The organism is Larkinella terrae, from assembly GCF_009668025.1.
GTDB lineage: Bacteria > Bacteroidota > Bacteroidia > Cytophagales > Spirosomataceae > Larkinella > Larkinella terrae.
In genome coordinates this window covers 255934-276884 of the sequence record NZ_WJXZ01000009.1, presented here as the reverse complement: position 1 = coordinate 276884, position 20951 = coordinate 255934, and the positions used below count along the sequence as shown (strand labels likewise).

Annotated in this window: 18 protein-coding genes and 1 tRNA gene; 15 read left to right on the top strand and 4 right to left on the bottom strand. The window is 50.6% G+C overall.

The annotated features are described in order from the left end of the window. Window positions 1–136 precede the first annotated feature (136 nt). The 7 genes from GJJ30_RS15690 to GJJ30_RS15660 all read left to right on the top strand — a co-directional run bounded on the left by GJJ30_RS15690 (window position 137) and on the right by GJJ30_RS15660 (window position 8498). Complete coding sequence (locus GJJ30_RS15690; RefSeq protein WP_154176110.1) at window positions 137–1765, top strand: NADP-dependent glyceraldehyde-3-phosphate dehydrogenase; 1629 nt, start codon at window positions 137–139, stop codon at window positions 1763–1765. 229 nt (window positions 1766–1994) lie between these two features. Further along, window positions 1995–2885: a cupin-like domain-containing protein gene (locus GJJ30_RS15685; RefSeq protein ID WP_154176109.1), complete on the top strand. Its 891-nt coding sequence runs from the start codon at window positions 1995–1997 to the stop codon at window positions 2883–2885. A gap of 162 nt (window positions 2886–3047) precedes the next feature. Next, window positions 3048–4415, top strand: a complete 1368-nt coding sequence (locus GJJ30_RS15680; RefSeq protein WP_154176108.1) for a sulfatase — start codon at window positions 3048–3050, stop codon at window positions 4413–4415. Next, on the top strand, window positions 4416–4943 hold the full coding sequence (locus GJJ30_RS15675) for a GNAT family N-acetyltransferase (protein WP_154176107.1): 528 nt from the start codon (window positions 4416–4418) through the stop codon (window positions 4941–4943). A gap of 186 nt (window positions 4944–5129) precedes the next feature. After that, window positions 5130–6113, top strand: coding sequence for an SPFH domain-containing protein (locus GJJ30_RS15670; protein ID WP_154176106.1), 984 nt, complete (start codon window positions 5130–5132; stop codon window positions 6111–6113). Between the two features lie 85 nt (window positions 6114–6198). Then, the gene (locus GJJ30_RS15665; protein WP_154176105.1) at window positions 6199–7299 is read left to right on the top strand and encodes a TFIIB-type zinc ribbon-containing protein; all 1101 of its coding nucleotides are present in this window, start codon (window positions 6199–6201) and stop codon (window positions 7297–7299) included. Between the two features lie 194 nt (window positions 7300–7493). Next, the gene (locus GJJ30_RS15660; protein WP_154176104.1) at window positions 7494–8498 is read left to right on the top strand and encodes an ABC transporter ATP-binding protein; all 1005 of its coding nucleotides are present in this window, start codon (window positions 7494–7496) and stop codon (window positions 8496–8498) included. Here GJJ30_RS15660 and GJJ30_RS15655 read toward each other — a convergent pair. Together GJJ30_RS15655 and GJJ30_RS15650 are read right to left on the bottom strand one after the other, a co-directional pair. Continuing rightward, complete coding sequence (locus tag GJJ30_RS15655) at window positions 8495–9187, bottom strand: head GIN domain-containing protein (protein WP_154176103.1); 693 nt, start codon at window positions 9185–9187, stop codon at window positions 8495–8497. The two genes, GJJ30_RS15660 and GJJ30_RS15655, sit on opposite strands and share 4 nt — an antisense overlap. A gap of 65 nt (window positions 9188–9252) precedes the next feature. Then, the gene (locus tag GJJ30_RS15650) at window positions 9253–10635 is read right to left on the bottom strand and encodes a sulfatase family protein (RefSeq protein ID WP_154176102.1); all 1383 of its coding nucleotides are present in this window, start codon (window positions 10633–10635) and stop codon (window positions 9253–9255) included. 63 nt (window positions 10636–10698) lie between these two features. Between GJJ30_RS15650 and GJJ30_RS15645 the strand changes: the two genes are divergently transcribed. The 5 genes from GJJ30_RS15645 to bshB1 all read left to right on the top strand — a co-directional run bounded on the left by GJJ30_RS15645 (window position 10699) and on the right by bshB1 (window position 16451). Continuing rightward, window positions 10699–11334 (top strand): 7-carboxy-7-deazaguanine synthase QueE, encoded by a 636-nt coding sequence (locus tag GJJ30_RS15645; RefSeq protein WP_229313157.1) that lies wholly within the window; start codon window positions 10699–10701, stop codon window positions 11332–11334. Between the two features lie 41 nt (window positions 11335–11375). Further along, the gene (locus tag GJJ30_RS15640; RefSeq protein WP_310588317.1) at window positions 11376–13268 is read left to right on the top strand and encodes an OmpA family protein; all 1893 of its coding nucleotides are present in this window, start codon (window positions 11376–11378) and stop codon (window positions 13266–13268) included. 251 nt (window positions 13269–13519) lie between these two features. Further along, window positions 13520–14473 (top strand): thioredoxin-disulfide reductase, encoded by a 954-nt coding sequence (trxB, locus tag GJJ30_RS15635; RefSeq protein WP_154176100.1) that lies wholly within the window; start codon window positions 13520–13522, stop codon window positions 14471–14473. 121 nt (window positions 14474–14594) lie between these two features. Beyond that, the gene (locus GJJ30_RS15630) at window positions 14595–15668 is read left to right on the top strand and encodes a peptidoglycan DD-metalloendopeptidase family protein (protein WP_154176099.1); all 1074 of its coding nucleotides are present in this window, start codon (window positions 14595–14597) and stop codon (window positions 15666–15668) included. A 48-nt stretch (window positions 15669–15716) separates the two neighbouring features. Continuing rightward, window positions 15717–16451, top strand: coding sequence for a bacillithiol biosynthesis deacetylase BshB1 (gene bshB1, locus GJJ30_RS15625; protein WP_154176098.1), 735 nt, complete (start codon window positions 15717–15719; stop codon window positions 16449–16451). Between the two features lie 62 nt (window positions 16452–16513). On the opposite strand, the gene pdxH is transcribed toward bshB1, so the two are convergent. Further along, window positions 16514–17155, bottom strand: a complete 642-nt coding sequence (gene pdxH, locus GJJ30_RS15620) for a pyridoxamine 5'-phosphate oxidase (RefSeq protein WP_154176097.1) — start codon at window positions 17153–17155, stop codon at window positions 16514–16516. A 94-nt stretch (window positions 17156–17249) separates the two neighbouring features. Between pdxH and GJJ30_RS15615 the strand changes: the two genes are divergently transcribed. From GJJ30_RS15615 to GJJ30_RS15605, 3 genes are all read left to right on the top strand, one after another. Next, a complete protein-coding gene (locus tag GJJ30_RS15615; protein WP_154176096.1) occupies window positions 17250–19478 on the top strand; it encodes a DUF349 domain-containing protein in 2229 nt (742 codons plus the stop codon). Window positions 19479–19620: 142 nt separating this feature from the next. Further along, window positions 19621–19693 (top strand) — tRNA-Thr (locus GJJ30_RS15610). 84 nt (window positions 19694–19777) lie between these two features. Then, window positions 19778–19999, top strand: a complete 222-nt coding sequence (locus GJJ30_RS15605) for a hypothetical protein (RefSeq protein ID WP_154176095.1) — start codon at window positions 19778–19780, stop codon at window positions 19997–19999. A 518-nt stretch (window positions 20000–20517) separates the two neighbouring features. Here GJJ30_RS15605 and GJJ30_RS15600 read toward each other — a convergent pair. After that, window positions 20518–20703, bottom strand: coding sequence for a hypothetical protein (locus GJJ30_RS15600; RefSeq protein WP_154176094.1), 186 nt, complete (start codon window positions 20701–20703; stop codon window positions 20518–20520). Window positions 20704–20951 lie beyond the last annotated feature (248 nt).

The window sequence follows — 20951 nt, the reverse complement described above, 5'->3', positions numbered from 1 at the left end:
TTTCTATTCCATCAGTAATCAGTAAAAAAGTTTGAGGTTTAAAGTTTATAGTCTTTAGATAATCGTCTGACAATAAGGTTTTTGTCGGTTTTTTAGAGTTATAAATGATAAACTCTAAACGAATTAACTACGTAGCATGACTAATTTATCGCAACAGCTGGAAATTTTATTTCCGGCAGAAGATCAGATTCCGGAAGAATTTCGGATCGAAGCCCTGCACCAGCGGGAGTACCTCGTCGATGGCGAAATCCGGGTGTGGGATGGCTCGACGCAGGAAGTTTTGTCACCGGTTTATGTGCAGACCCCAACCGGTCTGGTTCGGAAGGTCATCGGCAGTTACCCGCTCCCGATGGACGATAACGAAGCTCTTGACGCACTCAATGCAGCCGTGCGGGCTTTCGACAATGGCCGGGGCGAATGGCCGACGATGTCGGTGACCGACCGAATCCAGTGCATGGAGCGGTTTGTTGGCAAAATGATGGAGCAGAAAAAAGCCGTCGTAAACCTCCTGATGTGGGAAATTGGCAAAACCCTGGCCGATTCGACCAAGGAGTTCGACCGGACGGTGCAGTATATTTACGACACGATCGATGCGTTCAAGGACATCGACCGCGCCGGTTCCCGGTTTCGGATCGAAGAGGGAATTATTGGTCAAATCCGGCGCTCGCCCCTCGGTGTGGTGTTATGTATGGGGCCGTTCAACTACCCGCTCAACGAAACCTACACGACCCTGATTCCGGCCATTTTAATGGGCAATACGGTTTTGTTCAAACCGCCGAAACACGGAACCCTGCTGCACCACCCGCTGCTGGAAGCGTTCCGGACTTCGTTTCCGAAAGGCGTGGTCAACACGGTGTATGGCCGGGGCGCTACGGTGGTTCCGACCTTGATGAAGTCGGGAAAAATCAACGTTCTGGCGCTGATCGGGTCGAGCCGGGTGGCCGATAGCCTGAAAAAAATGCACCCGAAAAGCAATCGCTTGCGAGCGATTTTGAGTCTGGACGCCAAGAATGCGGCCATCATTTTGCCGGATGCGGACATCGAACTGACGGTGAAGGAGTGTATGCTCGGATCGATGTCGTTCAACGGTCAGCGCTGTACGGCATTGAAAATTCTCTGGGTTCATCGCTCCATTGCCGACAAATTTCTGGCGCGTTTTGGCGAAGAACTGAATAAGCTGAAACCGGGTATGCCGTGGAGCAAAGGCGCGCAGGTGACTCCGCTGCCCGAACCCGGAAAACCGGCGTATCTCGATGAGTGTCTGCGCGATGCGGAAGCGCAGGGTGCCAAAATTCTGAACGATGGAGGTGGGACCACCGTGGAATCGTTCGTGTTTCCGGCGTTGGTGTATCCGGTGAAAGACGGGATGAAACTGTACCGCGAGGAGCAATTCGGGCCGGTTGTTCCGGTGGTTCCGTTCGACGACATCGAAGAACCGATCGAATATGTGATCAACTCCGACCACGGCCAGCAGGTCAGTATTTTCGGCAGCGAAACCGGTCAGATTGCGCAACTGATCGATCCGCTGGTGAATCAGGTTAGCCGGGTGAATATCAACGCGCAGTGTCAGCGCGGGCCGGACACGTTTCCGTTCACGGGTCGGAAGGACTCGGCGGAGGGTACTCTGTCGGTCGAAGATGCGTTGCGGTCGTTCTCGATTCGGACCGTCGTGGCCACCAAAGATACGGAGCAGAATAAGAGCATTTTAAACGATATCGTCGAACAACACAAGTCCGAATTTTTGTCAACGAAATTCATTTTCTGATCAATCGTCAATCACTCTTGGCCGTGCCCTTTCCCCGGAGATTCTGGTTTTTATCAGAGCGCACCGGTGGAAGGGCACAGTTATTTTTTGCCAATACGGTTTTTTGGATAAAATTAATGCAATTTTAATTGGCATCCACCCTGATTTTTGGTCGGTTTGGTGAACTCATTGGTGAAAAACTTGTTAGAACCAGTAAATTTATTGGTTGTACTTTGACTATATCCCCAGTATGGCACTTGAACTATTACCAATCGATCGCGTTAGCAAGGAAGATAAGGCACTTTTTCAGCAATCATACTTCAAAAAACACCAACCGGCTATTATTCAGGATTTTTGTCACGATTGGCCCGCTTATAAAAACTGGTCATTTGAGAAACTGAAAGAACGCGCCGGGCATTTAACCGTAGATTTGTACAATAACAAGCCAGCTGAGCCCGATAAAAGCACCATGTTCGTCGATGAGCGAATGAATTTCGGTGAATATCTGGACAAGATTTCTTCCAATGAGCAGGTCGAATTGCGGATTTTCCTTTTCAATATTTTCAAACACATTCCCTCACTCAAGAAAGACATTCTGAAACCGGACATTGTCGACGGTTTTGCCATGAGTCTGCCGTTCATGTTCTACGGCGGAGCCGGTTCGGTGGTTCACATGCACTACGACATTGACCTGTCGCACGTTTTTCTGACCCAGTTTGTGGGTCGCAAGCGGGTGGTTTTGTTTTCACCCGAGAATACGCCCCTGCTGTACCGGCTGCCGTTTTCGGTCATTTCGTACATGAATGTTAACAATCCTGACTACGAAAAGTACCCCGGTTTGCAGCATGTGAAAGGGTATGAATGTACGCTGGATTACGGCGAAACACTTTACATACCAGCCGGTTACTGGCACTACATCGAATACATCGATGGCGGTTATGCGCTGGCCCTTCGCGTGTTGAACGAGTCCTGGATGAAACGGATCGAAGGCGCGTGGAATTTGTTTGGAGAAATGCGGATTGATAATTTCATGAAGAAATACTTCACCAAACCGTGGTTTGAATACAAAAACCGGAAGGCATTTGAGAATGCCAATGAAGCCATGAAGGACTTCCGCAACCTGGAAAAAATCGCAGCCTGATACCTGATTGAACCGGTTTTTTGCGACCGGATTTCCCTTTAAATCGCTTTTCATTCGCTGATTACCAGTAAAAACCAGCGTTTATTTCGTCGGAATTACCGGGAAATAAACGCTGGTTTTCCTGTTCTTGGATTTCTGAGGCAAATGCTTTAGGTTCGTCGCATGACGAAAATCGGTTTTAGTGGCTTTATTTTAAGCTTCTTTTTTTGCCTGGATGCGGTTTTGGGTTTTGCCCAAAAAGCAAAACCGGGATCTTCACCCAACATCATTATCATTCTGGCTGACGATCTAGGCTGGAGTGAGCTGGGTTGTTACGGCAATCGCTTCAATGAAACCCCGCATCTGGATCGCCTGGCGGCCGGTGGGATGCGGTTTACGCAGGCCTACGCCACTGCCCCGGTTTGTACGCCAACCCGCATTGCGCTGATGACCGGCCAGCACCCGGCCCGCGTGGGCATTACGGATTATCTGGACGCCAGAGACGAAAAATTTCTGTCGCCCAACTACCTCACGATCAACGAACAATTGAAAACGAAGGGCTATCATACCGGTTTGATTGGCAAATGGCACCTGACGGGCGATTATACGAAGAAAAAAGGCGAGCCCGCCAAACACGGCTGGGATGAGGTGATTTGTTCGGAAACCGGTTACATCGCGAACGGCGACTATTTTCACCCGTATTTCTTCATGCCCGACGTTCCGGCCAAAACCGAAAATGAATACCTGACCGACCGCCTGAATCAGGAAGCGGTAGATTTCATCAAACGAAGCTCCGCAAAACCGTTTTTTCTGTACCTGTCGCACTACGCCGTGCATACGAAACTGGCCGGAAAACCGGATATATCGGCCAAATATCAGCAGAAAACCGGCGCAGGCACAAAACTAAATAACCCGCAGTTGGCGGCCATGCTCGAAAGCATCGACGATGGCGTGGGCCGGATAGTTCAAACCCTGGAAGACCTCGGGCTGCGGGAAAATACCCTGATTCTTTTCACATCGGACAACGGGGGTGAACTTAATGTTACCACCAATGCGCCGTTGCGGGGTGGAAAATCGGAGCTGTACGAGGGTGGCATTCGGGAAGCTTTTATCGCCAACTGGCCCGCTCAAATCAAGGCGGGATCGGTTTCCTCACAGGTGATCAATACCCTGGATATTTACCCGACTCTGCTGGAAATTATTGCCATCAAACCGCCCAAAAATCAGGTACTGGACGGCCTTAGTTTTGCCGCAGTTTTGAAAGGAACCGCAATACCGCAGGCCCGAACGCTTTACTGGCATTATCCGTTGCCGAAACCGCATTTTCTGGGTGGCCGCTCCGCTGGAGCTATTCGAAGTGGCGACTTTAAACTGATCGAATATTTCGATACGGGCCAGATTGAGCTTTTTAACCTCTCCGACGATCTGAGTGAAAAAAACGATCTGTCGACATCCGTACCGGAAAAGCGGGCTGAAATGCTGACGCAACTGCGAAACTGGCGAACAAAAACGGTGGCCGATTCCAGCCAATTAAAAGAGCGCTTTAAATAAATGAACTACAGAACCCGGTTTGCCCGATTGACAGACGAAGCCGCCATTTTCGATTTATACCGGGAGGTGGCAAAAATTCCCGGCGGAATCGCGCGGGAAGCCGATGAGATTTCACCGGCCTATGTGGCTGCCAATCTGCAAAAATCCCTCAAAAACGGAGTTTCGCTGGTCGTTGAAGACCCAAACGACAACAGGATTTTGATTGCGGAAGCGCATTGTTATTTGTTGGAACCCCGGGTTTTTAAGCACGTGTTGTCGGAGTTGACGATCGTGGTTCACCCCGGTTTTCAGGGTCAGGGATTGGGGAGGTTGCTTTTTGTCGATCTGTTAAAACACGTTGAAGAGTTCCGAACGGACATTTTACGTATTGAACTGATTGCGCGCGAAAGCAATAAAAAAGCCATTGATTTTTATCTGAAGATCGGTTTTACGATTGAAGGACGGTTTGAAAAGCGGATCGACACCAAAACCGGGGCGTTTGAAGCCGACATTCCGATGGCCTGGTTTAACCCCCGTTTCAACGTCTGAAAATACGATCGAAGGCCCGTCGTCAGAAGGGGCGGACACCGTCGTTACCGGAATACGTACTTCTGGACTAATTTTTCAACCGTTTAAAAATACGATTTCGCGCAGGTTCGTATTTTTTGCGTAGAATTGGGCGGGTAATTCTTCACTACACCGAAACCCGACGGCACAGGCTGTCGAAGACTAAACATGGGACTTTTTGACTTCATCCGAAATGAGTTTATCGAGGTTATCGACTGGGTCGACAACTCGAACGATACGGTTATCTGGAAGTTTCCGGACAACGGCAACAACATCAAGTACGGGGCGCAACTGACCGTTCGCGAGTCGCAGGTGGCGGTTTTTATGAACGAAGGCCGGATTGCCGATGTGTATCAGCCGGGTCGCTACGAACTGACTACCCAGAACATGCCGATTATGACCACATTGCGGTCGTGGAAGATGGGTTTTGAGTCGCCGTTCAAAGTCGATATTTATTTTGTCTCGACCAAGCAGTTCACCAACCTGAAATGGGGAACGCAAAACCCGTTCATTGTGCGCGATCCCGAACTGAAACAGGTGCGTGTTCGGGCGTTCGGGGTGTTTGCCCTGCGGGTAGCCGATGCCGGAAAATTCATTAAGGAATTCGCCGGAACCACGCCCATCGTCCGCATCAGCGACGTCGAAGACCAGTTGCGGTCGGCCATTGTAACTAATTTTACGGATACAATCGCCGAAGCCGGAATCTCGGTTTATGATTTATCCCGGAATTACAAGGAAATCGGCGACAAATTATTGCCCCTGCTCCAGTCCGATTTTACGGGCTACGGGCTGGAATTGACGAAGTTTTACGTCGAAAATACGAGTCTGCCGCCCGAAGTCGAAGCCTTCCTCGACAAAACGACGCAGATGAATATGGTGGGTGATATGGCTCGTTTTCAGCAGTTTCAGGCCGGTGTTGCGCTGGAAGATGCCGCCGAAAACGGGGGAGCTGGTGGCTCGGCCGTGTTGCTGGGCGGTTTGGGCAATTTCATGCAGAACACCAACGCGGCCAATGCTCCGCAGCAGGCACCAAAAGAGGACAAAACCGAGGTCATGAATCTGCTCAAGCAACTGGGCGAACTGAAAGCCGCCGGTATTCTGACCGACGAGGAATTCAATGCCAAAAAAGCCGATTTGTTAGCCCGTTTATAACAGCAGGAGGGAGGCAGAATGAAGCCGGAGGAAAACCGCCCTACTTCTTTCTGCTCCTTTTTCCGTCCACCTCCCTTTTTCTCCCATGCAGTCACCCTCCGAACTTTCCGATGTGGTCCGGGCACCGTGCAAAACCTGTGGTGCGCAGTTAAAATTTTCGGCAGAGAAGCAAAAACTGAGCTGCGATTACTGCGGCAATACCGAAGCTATTGCGTTCACGAAGAATAACTTACACGAAAATCCGCTTTCATTTCGGGTAGAGGATCGTCAGTTGCCCAACGCGCCGACGGAGGAAAAACGACTGTTTACCTGCCAGAATTGCGGGGCCAAAACGACGGTTAATTACGACACCCCCACCATTACCTGCGCATTCTGCAATTCCAAAAACGTCAATCCCGACGCCCAGAAAACCCGCTTGATCGAACCGGCCGGTTTGCTGCCGTTCCGAATTTCGAAAGAGCAGGCATTGCAGCGGTTCAAGAGCTGGGTAGGCGATAGCTGGCTGGCTCCGTCGGATCTGGCCGCAGGTGCCATGCTCGACAACCTGCACGGGATTTACATTCCGTTCTGGACGTTCGATGCGCAGGCTTATTCAGAGTATTCGGGCGAGGCCGGTTTTTATTATTACGTGCCGGTGCAGGTGCGGGATTCGAGCGGGAAGATGGTCACGCAGCAGCAGCAACGGGTCCGGTGGGAATACCGCAGCGGTTCGCATCAGGCTTTTTACGACGATATGCTCGAAATGGCATCCCGAAAATTGTCGCAGCAGGAAAGCCAGGTGCAGGAAGCCAGCCGCTACGATTTGCAGGAAGTGGTGGATTATGACCCACGCATTTTGCTTGGTTGGGAAGCCGAGGTCTACAGCATCGATTTGCAGGAAAGCGCCCGGAAAGCCGAGGAGCAGATCCGAAACCGTGAGGAAAACGCCTGCGCTTCACAAATGGGCGGAGATACGCAGCGCAACCTGAACGTCGATACCACGCTGACCAACCAGACGTTCAAACACATTTTGTTACCACTCTGGATTTGTATGTATCTCTATAACGGCAAGCAATACCGGTTTTTGGTCAATGGGCAAACCGGGCAGATTGCCGGTGAACGGCCCAAATCGGCCTGGAAAATTGCGCTCGTCGTCATTGCCTTTCTTTTGCTCGTCCTGTTCTTTTACTGGCTTGGAAAACGATAAGCTTCATTAAAAAATGGCCGTTTTTTCATGCAAATTTTGTTCGTATTATTATTATCAAAAAGCGACCATTTTATCGGTGGGTTGTTGCTGTAATTAGTTAATTTTACAACATCGGCAAAGATGTTTTCCGGTTATTTATTAGGTAAACGGTTGTTGATTAGTTAGTTACACGCACAGTAAAAGGTCAATTTCAATTGCTTGAGTCTATCCAACTTGTAAAATCTTTTGGGGATGTTACGGCCGTTCGTGGCGTTTCGCTGGCTATAAAACCGGGCGAGGTTGTGGGGTTGGTCGGAGCGAGCGGCTCGGGAAAAAGTACGATGCTGAACCTCCTGGCAGGCCTGACCGACGCCACCGAAGGCATTGTTAAACTTAATAATGAACGAGTTAAGGGACCTTCGGAGCAACTGGTTCCTGGAAATCCACACATCAAACTGGTTCATCAGGAATACCAGTTGATGCCCAATGTATCGGTCCGCGAAAATATTGCCTATTCGCTGCGATTCTACGAAAAACGGTACCAGGATTTCCGCATTGATCAATTGATCAATCTGTGTCGACTCGAGTCGGTGCAGCACCGGTTGCCGCGCCAGGTCTCGGGTGGTGAAAAACAACGGACGGCCATTGCCCGCGCCATCGCTGAAAAACCGGCCGTGTTGTTACTCGATGAACCGTTCAGTCACCTCGATTTGCCGAACCGTGAATTGATTCGCAGCATGCTGCTCGATCTGGTGCGTCACGAAAAAACCGCCTGCCTGTTTGTGACCCACGATTCAACCGACGCGCTTTCGATCCCGAACCGCATTGGTATTTTGCAGGATGGGCAATTGGTTCAGATGGGTGCTCCGATGGATGTTTACCGCCGACCGTATAATGCGTATGTGGCCCAAATGACCGGCCCCGCCAACCTGATTCGGGCCAAACACCTGCCGTTGATGGGCATTATTCACGCGTACCAGCCGAACGCGCTGGCCTGTGTGCGCCCCGAACAGATCCGACTGTCTGATCGCGGGCGCTTCGGCGGCACCGTCCGGAACGTGTTTTTTAAAGGGGCTTTTATTGAAGTAGAAGTCGAAATGAACCGGTTTGTCAATCTGACGTTTCTGGCGCCTTCCAGCGAAAAAATCAAAGTGGGGCAACTGGTTGGGCTGGAAATGGCCCCCGATGCCGTACACTGGATGCGCGGTTCCGCCACTTAGTCGTCCTTTTTCTGGTTGGAAATCACCGTTTGCGGGTTTCCCCGGTGCGAAACGTCGGCACCACCGCGCGTGTTTTTTTCCAGCCGCTTCGTTACGGTTACAGCCGCATCACTCGCTCCCGATGCTCGGATAACCGCTTCGGCCGCCGTGAGGTCGTAGGCCTTCAAATCCGAGGCTCCCGAAATATCCACGTCGAGCAGTTTGGTTCGGCCGCTCAATTTGGTATCCGACGCGCCGGATGCTTTCAGCCGGATGCGGTTGGCGGTAATATCTTTCATCGACAGGTCGGCGGCTCCCGACAGAGCGATATCGAGTTCCTCCGTGTCGAATGAATCATTCACATCGCCGTCCGATGCCCCGGAAAGAGTGATACCCCGCAGGGCGGGCATCGTGACAATCAGCCGGGGTGATTTGCGGTTTTTCCCCGGAATCCAGTTGCCCGACGGTCGGTTGAACCGGGCGACGAGAACACCGTTCTCGCTTTTAACCGAAAGATATTCGGTTTCACCCGGCGACAGGTCGGCAACAATGTCAAAGCTGCCTTTCCGGATTTCGATGTCGATGGCGTTGGCTACGTCGATGCGATCGAACGATTTGATTCTGAATTGCTTCGTAACCGACTGCGCTCCGGATTTTCCGAAAAACATAGTGAAAAGCAGTGCCGTTAATAAAAAGGATTTGCGTTGCATGGTGGATGATGATTGCGATTTCTGGTAACAAGATGCGATCCGAAAGTGGAAAGTTGCACCATTGTTTATTTTCCTTTCTGCCACGGCACGGACCCGCTTTCCTGGATTTGGTTCATCAATAAAAGGGTTAGCTCATTCGCTTTTGCTTTTTCCTGGCCAGCCAGATTGGTTGTTTCTTTCGGGTCATCTTTCAGATTATACAGTTCATAAGGGGAGAACGGATTGGCTTGGAGCAGTTTCCAGTCGCCGAGCCGGACTGCCTGTGTAGTCAGCCCCTTGAAAGCGTCGGTTCCTTCCCTGCGGATGAAAAAGAGAGGTCGTTGTCTGAAAACCGAAGATGGATCGTTGCTTAAATTTGTGTTTAACACCGTTAGGAATGATTTTCCGTCGATAGTTGTAGTGATTTTCTGTCCGGTTATTTCCAGGAAGGTTGGCATCCAGTCGCTCAATTGCAGCGGTTCATTCGAGACGCGGCCCGGCTGAATATGACCCGCCCAGGCAACGCCCGCCGGAATCAGAATCCCGCCTTCGTACATCGTTCCTTTGAACGACCGGTGCGGGCCGTTGTTGGCTTTGCCCGGTCCCCAGCCGCCGTTGTCGCTCGTAAAAACGATCAGGGTATTTTCCAACTGGCGGTTTTTTTTCAATGTTGCCAGCAATCTTCCGATGTTAGCGTCCATGTGTTCGATTAGGGCCACAAGTTTGGCCCGCGTCGGATCGATGGCTGGTTCGCGCTTTTTAACCTGCTCGAGCCATTCGGCGGGTGGTTGCAGCGGATTGTGAGGTGCGTTATAGGCGAGGTATAGAAAGAACGGTTTGGCATTTCCCCGGCGCGAATTCAGGTAGGTAACGGCGCCGTCCGTGAACACATCCGTTGCGTGGCCCGGTGGATCGATGATCTGCCGATTGTGGCGCATGAAATTATGGTTGTTCCGGCGTTTGGTGTAATAATCGTCCATCATGTCGCCCAGAAAACCGTAAAATTCCTGAAAACCGCGTTCGTTTGGCGTGTTTGGTGTTTCCAGTCCGAGGTGCCATTTTCCAACCAGAGCCGTATGATAACCAGCCTGTTGCAAATAGGAGGGAAGCAGTTTGTCGGGAGCCAGATAGCCCCAACTGTCGCTCGCTACGTCGCGAATGACGCCGGGAACACCCACGCGCTCCGGCCATTGCCCCGACAGTAAAGCCGCCCGACTCGGTGAGCAAACCGGGCTGTTGGCGTAGAAATGCGTAAACCGCAATCCGGCCCGCAGCAGGCTGTCGATGTGTGGCGTTTTCAGATCGGTGGCTCCGTAGCTGGATAGGTCTCCCCAACCGAGGTCGTCGGCAATTATGAAGACGATGTTGGGCTTTGATGGTGCGACAGCGGGCGTGGTGCTGATGAATAAAGTACAAATTCCGGCCAATACTAAACCGAAAACCAGGGAGGCAAATAGGCGGTATTTCATAAAGGCTGACGAAAGCCGTGGGAATAAATAAACCATCGCCCGCAAATTCCGTAACTTTGCGCCATGAATCAAGTAATCGAACAACAAACTGAGGTCATTGAACGGCGACTTCCCGTTATGGAATCGTTTTACACGTTGCAGGGCGAAGGGTCGCATACCGGAAAAGCTGCCTATTTTATCCGGCTCGGCGGCTGCGATGTGGGCTGTCACTGGTGTGATGTCAAGGAGTCCTGGGATGTAAATGCGCATCCGAAATATGCAATTGACGATCTCGTTGAAGGAGCACTGCAATTTCCCGGGCGGATGGCCGTGATTACGGGCGGAGAACCGCTGATGCACGATCTGACCGACCTAACGCTGGCACTAAAAAATGCGGGTTTCAAAACGAATATCGAAACTTCCGGCGTTTATCCCGTAAGCGGTAGCTGGGACTGGATCTGTTTTTCACCCAAGAAATTCAAGGAACCGAATCCGGACATTTTTCGGAAGGCGCACGAACTGAAAGTAATTATCTATAACAGGAGCGATTTTGCATTCGCCGAGTCGTTTGTGGAGGCTCTCCGGCCCGACTGCAAACTGTTTTTACAGCCGGAGTGGAGTCGATCCAATGAAATGCTACCTCTTATCGTTGAGTATGTAAAACAGCATCCGCAATGGCAGGTTTCGTTGCAAACACACAAGTTTATGGATATTCCGTGAGGAAAAAAGGGTGGGCGGGCCGAAAAACCGCCTTCCTGTTTTTGCTTCTTTTCATTTTTCCTCCGCTTTTATTTCCCGCTGCTGCCCAGAATAAAAAAGCCGTTGAGCTTTACAAAAAAGCCGTTGAGGCTCTTTCGCAGCGGCAGATGCCACTTTCCCTCGAATTATTTCACCAGGCTGTTGAGCGCGACACCGGCTACACGGAGGCTTATCTGAAACTGGGGCAGGTTTACGAATTCATGCGGCAACCCGATCAGGCGTTTCAGGTCTACCAGCGGGCGATTCGGCAGCAGCCCGACAAACCCGCGACGGGTCTGGCTTACCAGTTTGTGAGCAGCCATTTACTCAAGAAAGGCAATTACCTGGTTGCCATTCCGTACATCGAGCGGTATCAGAAACTCTTCACGCCCCAGTCGTTGCAGTGGAAAAAAATTGACCGAATGCTGCAAACCGCCCGTTTTGGGGAGCAGGCCGTGCAGAATCCGCTGCCGGTAAAACTGCAACCGCTTTCGCCGACGGTACAGGCATTTCCGTCGCAATATTTCCCGGTCTTAACGGCCGACGAGCAGACGCTGGTGTATACGGTTTTGAAACCGGAAGGCGATGAGGATCTGATGGTTTCGACTCTGAAAGGCGAGACCTGGAGCCCGCCCGAATCCATTTCGTCCCGCATCAATTCGGCCAATAACGAAGGAACGCCCTCCCTGTCGGCCGATGGCCGGACGCTGGTGTTTACGGCCTGCCAGGGGCGCACCGGTTACGGCAGTTGTGATCTGTACATTTCCCGCAAAACCGGTGACACCTGGTCGGAGCCGCAGAATATTGGCCCCGTGATCAACACCCGTTCGTGGGAATCGCAACCGGCTTTGTCGGCCGATGGCCGGCGGTTGTATTTTGTGTCGGATCGAAACGGCGGAGTAGGCCGACGTGATATCTGGTGCAGTGAACTGGGCGATGATGGCGAGTGGAAAACGCCGTATAATCTCAAAACGATCAACACGCCCTTCGACGAAGCGTCGCCTTTCATTCATGCCAACGGATTGAGCCTGTTTTTTGCGTCGGAAGGACACATGGGCATGGGCGGTTACGATCTGTTTGTCGCCGACAGTACGGCCACCGGCTGGTCGAACCCGCAGAATCTGGGCTATCCTATCAACACCTCCGACGATCAGGCGGCATTGTTCGTGTCGGCCAACGGAGCCCACGCGTATTATTCGCAGGAGCAGGCTGCGAGCGATGGGAAGCAACGCTCCAGGCTTTACGTGTTTGATTTGCCGGAAGCCTTGCGTCACAAGGTTCGTCCGGTCAGTTATCTGAAAGGGATGGTGGCCGATGCCCGCACGAAAAAACCGCTGAATGCCACCATCGAATTGATCGATCTGGCAACCCATAAACTCGTCACCCGCGTGCAATCCGATCCGCAAACCGGGCAGTACACAGCCATTTTACCTACCGGCGGAGAATACGCGCTTTACGTCCTCGGGCCGGGCTATCTATTCAAAAGTTTGTCGTTCGATTTTACGCAAAAGCGAGAAGGTGAGGGACTTACGATGAGTGTGCCGCTGGAACCGATCAAGCCGACCGACGGCAGCGCTCCGGCCAAAGAAACGCTGAACAACCTGTTTTTTGAAACCAGCCGCTACGATCTGGCCGAAAAATCGCGTACAGAACTTGATCGGCTGGTGAAATTTCTGGAAGTGAATCCGTCGGTCCAGATTGAAGTTTCCGGGCATACCGACAATCAGGGAGGGGCCGCCAACAACCTCGAATTATCGAAGAAACGGGCGCAGTCGGTGGTGAATTACCTCGCCAAAGCCGGTATCGCCCCGACCCGTATCCGCTCCGCCGGATATGGCGAAACCCGTCCGGTGGCACCCAACACAACCGAAGAAAACCGGAAGCTGAACCGGCGGATCGAGTGGAAGATTTTGTGACTTTGGTTGACGATCGACCATTAATGTCTGACCATTGACGATGGATAATCGGCAATAGACTATGGTCAATCGTCGATCGTCAATGGTCAATTTTCTGACTCCGCAGCGCATGTCCGGAACCTTTGCTAGTCATTAACCGCTAACTTGGTTAAGCCGGGAATTTTTTGCACCTTTGCGCTTGTTTTTTCGATACATGGTTGGGTAATTCTACAAAACCCGACCCGATAAAACATTCAATTCTTTGTCAGCTAATGACCACTGAACACGTCAATTGCCTTATCATCGGTTCCGGCCCGGCCGGATATACAGCCGCCATTTACGCATCCCGCGCGGGAATGAAGCCCGTTCTTTACCAGGGTATGCAGCCGGGTGGCCAACTTACGATTACAAACGAAGTCGATAATTTTCCCGGTTATCCGGAAGGGGTCAACGGCCCCCAATTGATGACGGATCTGGAGCAGCAGGCCCGGCGGTTTGGGACCGATATTCGGTACGGTGTTGTTACTGCTGTTGACTTTTCGGGTTCCATTCATAAAGCGACGGTTGACGACCAGCAGGAAATCAGCGCCAACGTTGTTATTATTTCAACCGGCGCTTCGGCCAAATGGCTGGGTTTGCCGTCGGAAATGCGGCTGAACGGTTCAGGGGTTTCGGCCTGTGCGGTTTGTGACGGGTTCTTCTTCCGCGGTAAGGACGTGGCCATTGTCGGGGCGGGTGATACGGCGGCCGAAGAAGCAAGTTACCTCGCCAACCTCTGCCGGAAAGTGTATATGATTGTTCGTCGGGGAGAAATGCGGGCGTCGAAATTTATGCAAAACCGCGTAAAATCGCTGCCCAACATCGAAATCCTGTGGAACAGTGAAACCGAGGAAGTGCTGGGTGAAACCGAAGTGAATGGTGCCCTGATTAAAAATACGGTAACGGGCGAAAAACGCGTTATCGATATTTCCGGATTTTTCGTTGCCATCGGTCACGTGCCGAACACCGCCATTTTCAAACCGTATATTGAAATGGACGAAACCGGTTACATCGTAACCGAAAAAGGCAGTACGCGAACCAATGTTCCGGGGGTTTTTGCCTGTGGTGATGCCCAGGACAACACCTATCGCCAGGCCGTGACAGCCGCCGGTACGGGCTGTATGGCCGCGCTGGATGCCGAACGGTATCTGGCCATGAAAGAAGTTGAAATGCACGCGGAAGCGTAAACGATATACAATGTGTAACCACCACAAAGGGGGGAATGACGATTGACCATCGACTATCGACAATGGTCAGCGGTCAATCGTCAGTCGTCATACCTCACTTTGTCAAACTTTATCCCCGAGGATGAGAAAACTGGCAGTCTGGTGGCTGTTCGCCAGCGTTTGCTTTTTGGCAAGCGTAACGACCGTCGAAGCGCAGGAGAGAGGTAAATTTAAGAAGAACCTGAGCATCAAGCCGAAGAAATCAGAGAAAGAGAATCCGAATTTCCCCACGCAAACTCCGGCGCAGGAACCGGATGAGGAGTTTGAACAGGAGCCTTCCAATCTGCGATTTAACAATCAGTTTGAGCCGAAAAAAGAAGTGAATCCCGTTGTCTCCGAGGATACTTCAACCATTGATGAAGGCGAACCCGCCGTTGTGGAATACATTGACTCCGTTCAGGTGGGTGATGATTGGGTGAAAATCGCGGATTATTTTGCCATCTGGGACCCCCACAATGTCGATCCGTACGGTATCGATCCCCTCCAGTTTGACGAAGTCATCGACCTTAAATTATACGATCCGACGCAAAACCGGTTCTGGTCGGCACCAACGGTTGACGGCAAAGTTACTTCCATGTTCGGGCCACGCTGGGGCCGATGGCACAAAGGCATGGACCTCGATCTGGAAACCGGTGACCCGGTTTATGCGGCTTTCGATGGCATCGTGCGGGTTTCCGGTTGGGATGGTGGCGGGTTTGGACGCTACCTGCTGGTTCGTCATTATAACGGTCTGGAAACCGTATACGGACACTTGTCAAAAGCGCTGGTCGAGTCCGGGCAGTTGATCAAAGCCGGTGACCAGATCGGTCTGGGCGGCAGCACCGGTCGGAGTTCCGGGTCGCACCTGCACTTTGAAACCCGGTATGAAGGCAACCCCTTCAGCCCGACCTTTATGTACGACTTTCCGACTAACTCCCTGATTTCCGACCACTTTATTCTGACGGCTTCCGTCTGGGATTATTTGCGGGGGAAAAACGTCAACCTGTCCGGTTTTAAACCGCGTTTTAAACGAACCGTCCTGCACCGGGTCCGCTCGGGCGAAACCCTGTCGAGCATTGCCCGCCGTTATGGCCTGACGGCATCGACGCTCGCCCGGAAAAACCATCTTTCTACCCGTTCGCGGATTCGGCCAGGCCAGAAACTGAGAGTACATTAAGTTCCGGGTTAAATTTAGTTATGTATTTATGGTTTGATTTCTTTCGAAATGAAGCTTGATCTGCTCGTAATTGCCGTTCATCCCGACGACGCCGAACTGGGTTGCGCCGGAACCATTCTTTCGCTGGTTGCGCAGGGTAAAAAAGTCGGTATTGTGGACCTGACCCGGGGCGAACTAGGCACGCGGGGAACGCCTGAAATCCGGTTGCAGGAAGCAGCCGACGCTGCCCAAATTCTTGGGTTGTCGGCGCGCGAGAACATGGGTTTTCGCGACGGTTTTTTTCGGAATGATGAAGAACACCAGAAAGCCCTGATTTCAGCTATTCGGAAATACCAGCCCGAAATCGTCATCACCAATGCGGTTCATGACCGTCACCCCGACCACGGCCGGGCGTCGGAACTGGTGGTGGACGCCTGTTTCTACTCCGGTTTACGGATGATCAAAACCATCGATAACCTGGGCGACGACGCAACGGGTGACGAACAGGCCGCCTGGCGCCCGAAAATCGTTTATCATTTGATTCAGGATCGGTACATCAAACCCGATTTTATCGTCGATATCACCGATTTTTACGCGAAAAAACAGGAATCACTGCTGGCCTACAAGAGCCAGTTTTACGATCCCGCCAGCACGGAACCCATGAGCTACATTGCCAGTCAGGAATTCATGGAGTTTCTCCGCGCCCGCGCCGAAGAATTCGGCCACGTCATCGGCGTTAAATACGGCGAAGGTTTTACCGTCGACCGCACGATTGGCGTGAAGGATATTTTTGCCTTAACTTAAGGAATGAACAATTAACAATGAACTAATTCATTATTCATTGTTAATTGTTCATTTACAGAATTTTAAGGTGCCAGCCGTTCAATGATCCAGTTTTCCCCGACTTTTTGATACAGCACCCGGTCGTGTAAGCGGCTGGGGCGGCCCTGCCAGAACTCGATGCGATCGGGGGTGAGTAAATAACCGCCCCAATGAGGTGGCCGGGGAATGGGCTGGTTTTCGTACTGCTTTTCCAATTCCCGCTGCCGGTTTTCCAGTACGCTGCGGTTTTCAATGATCTGGCTCTGGTGCGAAACCCAGGCCCCGATCTGGCTTCCGCGCGGACGAATTTGGAAGTAAGCGTCGGACTCGGACGCTGGTACTTTCTGAATGGACCCTTCAATGCGAATCTGCCGTTCCAGTTCAGGGTAAAAAAAAGTCAGCGAAGCAAACGGGTCGGCCGCCAGTTCGGTTCCTTTCCGACTCTGGTAGTTGGTAAAGAATGAAAAACCGGACTCATCAAATCCTTTTAAGAGAACAATACGGCCGGAAGGTCGATTGTAGGAGCCCACCGTAGCCAGGTGCATGGCATTGGGTTCGGGAACCCCGGCATTCTGTGCTTCGGTGAACCAGCGCTGAAATTGAGCGAACGGACTAGCTGAAACATCCTGCGGGTCTAAACCGTTTAGGGTGTACTCTTTTCGGAGGTCGGCCAGGTGAGATAGCATAGGTGGGCGGGTTTCGACAGGTGGAAGCATTTAGCAAAAATTATTAATCCGCTTTTTTTCGTATTTTTGCAAAAGTAACGATTCCCAAAATCGTATGGCGAGCGACGAGCAAGAAATAACTGAACGCAAGGATCTGAATCCGGAAGTATCACAAGAGAAAAATACGGAAGCGGAGCCAACTGATGCGGTAGAATTAAATGAGGAACCGACCGACAAGGTAGAACCGGAGTCAATTGACAAACCGGCTGACGTTGTTGCATCCGCTCCGGAACCAGTGACGGCGGATGAACCGGAACCGGCGGAAGTTGAAGCAGCGGCACCAAACCCGGTTGATGAAACTGAAATCACTGCGGAGCTGTCTGATAAAACGGAACAGGCGCCCGCTGCGGAGTCGGCTGAAACTCTCTTGGCTGAAGCCGAGACCACCGCTTCGGCTGAACCGGAACTGGAAGCCCCGACTGCGGTTGAAGAACCCGTTTTGGAGTCTTCTGCCTCGGCAGAGATGCATTCTGTCCCGACTGAAGTGGCGGACTTGGAACTGGAAGAGGTAACTCCCCCTGCGGATTACAGCCAGCTTTCCAAAACCGATATGGTCGGTTTGCTGGAAAAAAATCTGGCTTCGCTGAAAGCCGATACGGTTTCCGCGTCTGATTATCGCCGGGCCGACGAAGTTCTGAAGGAATTACGTCCGTTGTTTGACCAATCCAAAGCGGCCGATCGGGCGGAAGCGCTGCAACGCTATATTCAGGAAACCGGTTCGGAAGAAGGCTTTGAATTCAAGCAGGATGAGGTAGTAAGCCGGTTCGATAGTCTTTATAAGCAGATTAAAGACCAGAAAAACCAGTACTTCCAGCAGCTCGAAAAGGCGAAGGATAACAACTTTAATGTCAAGACCGATCTGCTCCGCCGGTTGCGCGAGCTGGTGGAAGCCGACGAAAATAATGCCGGTGATCCCAAAGCCAGTTGGAACGGTTTCAAGCAGGTTCAGGACGAATGGAAAGCGGCCGGGAATGTTTCTTCCCCCCACAATGCCACGCTCTGGGCTACGTATCACGCGCTGGTCGACCGCTACTACAGCAACCGCAATATTTATTTTGAGTTAAAAGAACTCGATCGCAAGAAAAACCAGACCCAGAAAGCCGAGCTTTGCGAAAAAGTGGAAGCGCTGGTGCAGGCCAACGAAGGCAATCCGGTAACCAAGGCCGTTATCGACGAAGCCAACGCGCTTTTCGAGGAATATAAACACGTAGGTCCGGCGCCAAAAGCGGAGCAGGAGGTGCTGTGGCAGCGTTTCAAAAAGGCGCTGGATACGCTCTATGACCGCCGTCGGGGCCAGAATGAAGAAATTCGGAAAGAAGGTGCTCAGTTATACGATGAGAAATCGAAATTATACGAAGAACTGATTCCGTTTACCTCATTTACGTCGAATAGCATCAACGACTGGAACGAGAAAACCCGCGAGGTGATGGCGCTTCAGGATCGTTGGAACAACATTCGGGGGCCCATGCCGCGCGACGAAGGCAAGGAGCTGAGTAAAAAGTTCTGGGCGGCACTCAAGCAGTTTTTCCACCACAAAGGTGAGTTTTTCAAGCAACTGGAAGGCAAACGGGAGCAAAACCTGAAGGCTAAAACACAGCTTTGTGAAGAAGTCGAATCCATTCTGGAGTCCGGTGAAGAGTCGGCGGAAACGACCCAAAAGGTGATTGAACTGCAGCGCCAGTGGAAAACCATCGGTCAGGTTCCTGAGAAATTCAAGGATTCGATTTTTGAGCGGTTTAAAGCCGCCTGTGACGGTTTCTTCAACAAAAAACGGTCTCGGAACCAGGAGGTTGAGAAAGAGTTTGAGGAGAACCTGGCGAAGAAAATAGCCCTTTGCGAGCGCATCGAAACCGTAGCCGCCAGCGCAAACGCCGATTTGGCGCAGCTAAATACCTTTAAAAAGGAGTGGTCGCAAATTGGTTACGTGCCGAAGAAAGATATGCAGTCCATCCAGAAGCGCTACATCAATGCAGTCAACGCGTTCGTGGGTGCGAACGGCAAAATTTCACCGAAAGAGAAAGAACTGCTGACGTTGCAGAACGAAGCCGAGATGGTTCGCGAAACCGGTTCGTCGCGGGATCTGTATAAAAAGGAAGGCGATATTCGCCGGAAAATGACGACTTTGGAAAACGATATTGCGGTTTATAACAACAACATCGAATTCTTTGGGCGGTCGAAAGGCGCCGACAAACTGCGGGCCGATATCGACAAGAAAATCCAGGTGGCCCAGAAACAGCTGGAAGATTTGAAGCACCAGCTGAAAGTCATTCGGGAGGCCCAATAAGGGGAAAAACCGCTCTTTATCTGAAAAATAAAGAGCGGTTTGTTTGACCGAAAGGGCAAAATTGCTATTTTTGCACCAGATTTAACGAAAGCAGGTAGCCCATACGGTTTTCAATTTCCTGATCAGGAGATAAAGTCTAAAAGCCTCCATAGCTCAGCTGGTAGAGCAACTGACTTGTAATCAGTAGGTCGTTGGTTCGATCCCGACTGGGGGCTCTTAATAACAAAAAAGCACTTAGCAGAAATGCCGGGTGCTTTTTTTTGTTACTTGTATGTGAAGGTAGATTAGCTCTTACTAGAATGACACCGGAAGAAGAACAGGAATACAATAAAGCTTTCAATCAGATGGTTTCCTGGCTGAACGACCACCTGGAATTGAAGCGGAAAGATATGCTGGAATTGGCCAGATCGAACGGAAAGCAGGGCTATACGGCCATCCAGTACGCCATTATGTCTTTTTCGGGTTCAACGGGTATATTCCTGAAGGAAGTGTACGAAGGAAAACACAAAACCGGTGATTAAAAGGTCGGTAACTCCTGAGTACATTGGCCACAACTCTTCGCTTAATTTGAAAATTTCAAAGTCTTTAAAGCTATTTATTAATGCAAATGATGGGCTTCTTCGTCCGCAGAGGATAGCTGAAGAAAACCCGATGGATGGCGGATGATTTCCGGATTGGCCGAATTCTGATTTTTAATAAGAATGAATAGGTTGGAGGAATACCACATTTGGGCAATGATAAAATAGTGCAGACTAACATCATTACACAGGCACAATATACAGAATGTAATAAATAGAAGGCTTTGCTGAATATGAACGCGTTTATTGGTACAGAAAGGCTTTCATTCTCCGTGGAAAGTCATTATAAGGCGTAATGCATTTGGTTTATGGGAAGAGAATACGGAGACTTATATTGGAGATTGCTATTCCTATGATTCCCCTCGAAAACATGTTTAAAATGGCGTTTATGTTTGGCTCTGCAAACAAATTAATTGTGTAGGATTTGGGAGGTATATGCGTTTATAAATCTACCAAATTGATCAGGATTTCTTTTTAGGAGGCTTACCGTTTTCTTTTTTGAAAATATTATAATCCCCAAGCTGATTTTGTTCAGCATACTTCTGTGCTTCCTCGTAGGATTGAAAATACTTTATCCATCCATTTGGGTTTATTCCCAAGGCAACATCCTTGTTAGTGACATTGGATAATATGATAAAAAGAGCCATGTAACTAGTAAGTAGAGTTAAATAAATTCATAATTAGGCTCATACACGTACTAAAAAGTTAGTTTGTTTTATCAGCACTCGCAAGAAGTACTGTACGTATATACGCAAAAACAAAGCCAAAATATTTATAAGGAATTAAAAACCAGTTAAGTCATTTTTTATAGAACAAAGAATCTGGGTTATTGGACCAAATTTTGATTTTTTGCCCGGAAAATGTTTCAATATACTCGGTACAAATCTTTTAAGAA

What these genes read in the sequence shown, in the direction of transcription:
- GJJ30_RS15690 (WP_154176110.1), top strand. Translation starts at nt 137, where the DNA reads ATGACTAATTTATCGCAACAGCTGGAAATTTTATTTCCGGCAGAAGAT.
- GJJ30_RS15685 (WP_154176109.1), top strand. Translation starts at nt 1,995, where the DNA reads ATGGCACTTGAACTATTACCAATCGATCGCGTTAGCAAGGAAGATAAG.
- GJJ30_RS15680 (WP_154176108.1), top strand. Translation starts at nt 3,048, where the DNA reads ATGACGAAAATCGGTTTTAGTGGCTTTATTTTAAGCTTCTTTTTTTGC.
- GJJ30_RS15675 (WP_154176107.1), top strand. Translation starts at nt 4,416, where the DNA reads ATGAACTACAGAACCCGGTTTGCCCGATTGACAGACGAAGCCGCCATT.
- GJJ30_RS15670 (WP_154176106.1), top strand. Translation starts at nt 5,130, where the DNA reads ATGGGACTTTTTGACTTCATCCGAAATGAGTTTATCGAGGTTATCGAC.
- GJJ30_RS15665 (WP_154176105.1), top strand. Translation starts at nt 6,199, where the DNA reads ATGCAGTCACCCTCCGAACTTTCCGATGTGGTCCGGGCACCGTGCAAA.
- GJJ30_RS15655 (WP_154176103.1), bottom strand. Translation starts at nt 9,187, where the DNA reads ATGCAACGCAAATCCTTTTTATTAACGGCACTGCTTTTCACTATGTTT.
- GJJ30_RS15650 (WP_154176102.1), bottom strand. Translation starts at nt 10,635, where the DNA reads ATGAAATACCGCCTATTTGCCTCCCTGGTTTTCGGTTTAGTATTGGCC.
- GJJ30_RS15645 (WP_229313157.1), top strand. Translation starts at nt 10,699, where the DNA reads ATGAATCAAGTAATCGAACAACAAACTGAGGTCATTGAACGGCGACTT.
- trxB (WP_154176100.1), top strand. Translation starts at nt 13,520, where the DNA reads ATGACCACTGAACACGTCAATTGCCTTATCATCGGTTCCGGCCCGGCC.
- GJJ30_RS15630 (WP_154176099.1), top strand. Translation starts at nt 14,595, where the DNA reads ATGAGAAAACTGGCAGTCTGGTGGCTGTTCGCCAGCGTTTGCTTTTTG.
- bshB1 (WP_154176098.1), top strand. Translation starts at nt 15,717, where the DNA reads ATGAAGCTTGATCTGCTCGTAATTGCCGTTCATCCCGACGACGCCGAA.
- pdxH (WP_154176097.1), bottom strand. Translation starts at nt 17,155, where the DNA reads ATGCTATCTCACCTGGCCGACCTCCGAAAAGAGTACACCCTAAACGGT.
- GJJ30_RS15615 (WP_154176096.1), top strand. Translation starts at nt 17,250, where the DNA reads ATGGCGAGCGACGAGCAAGAAATAACTGAACGCAAGGATCTGAATCCG.
- GJJ30_RS15605 (WP_154176095.1), top strand. Translation starts at nt 19,778, where the DNA reads ATGACACCGGAAGAAGAACAGGAATACAATAAAGCTTTCAATCAGATG.
- GJJ30_RS15600 (WP_154176094.1), bottom strand. Translation starts at nt 20,703, where the DNA reads ATGGCTCTTTTTATCATATTATCCAATGTCACTAACAAGGATGTTGCC.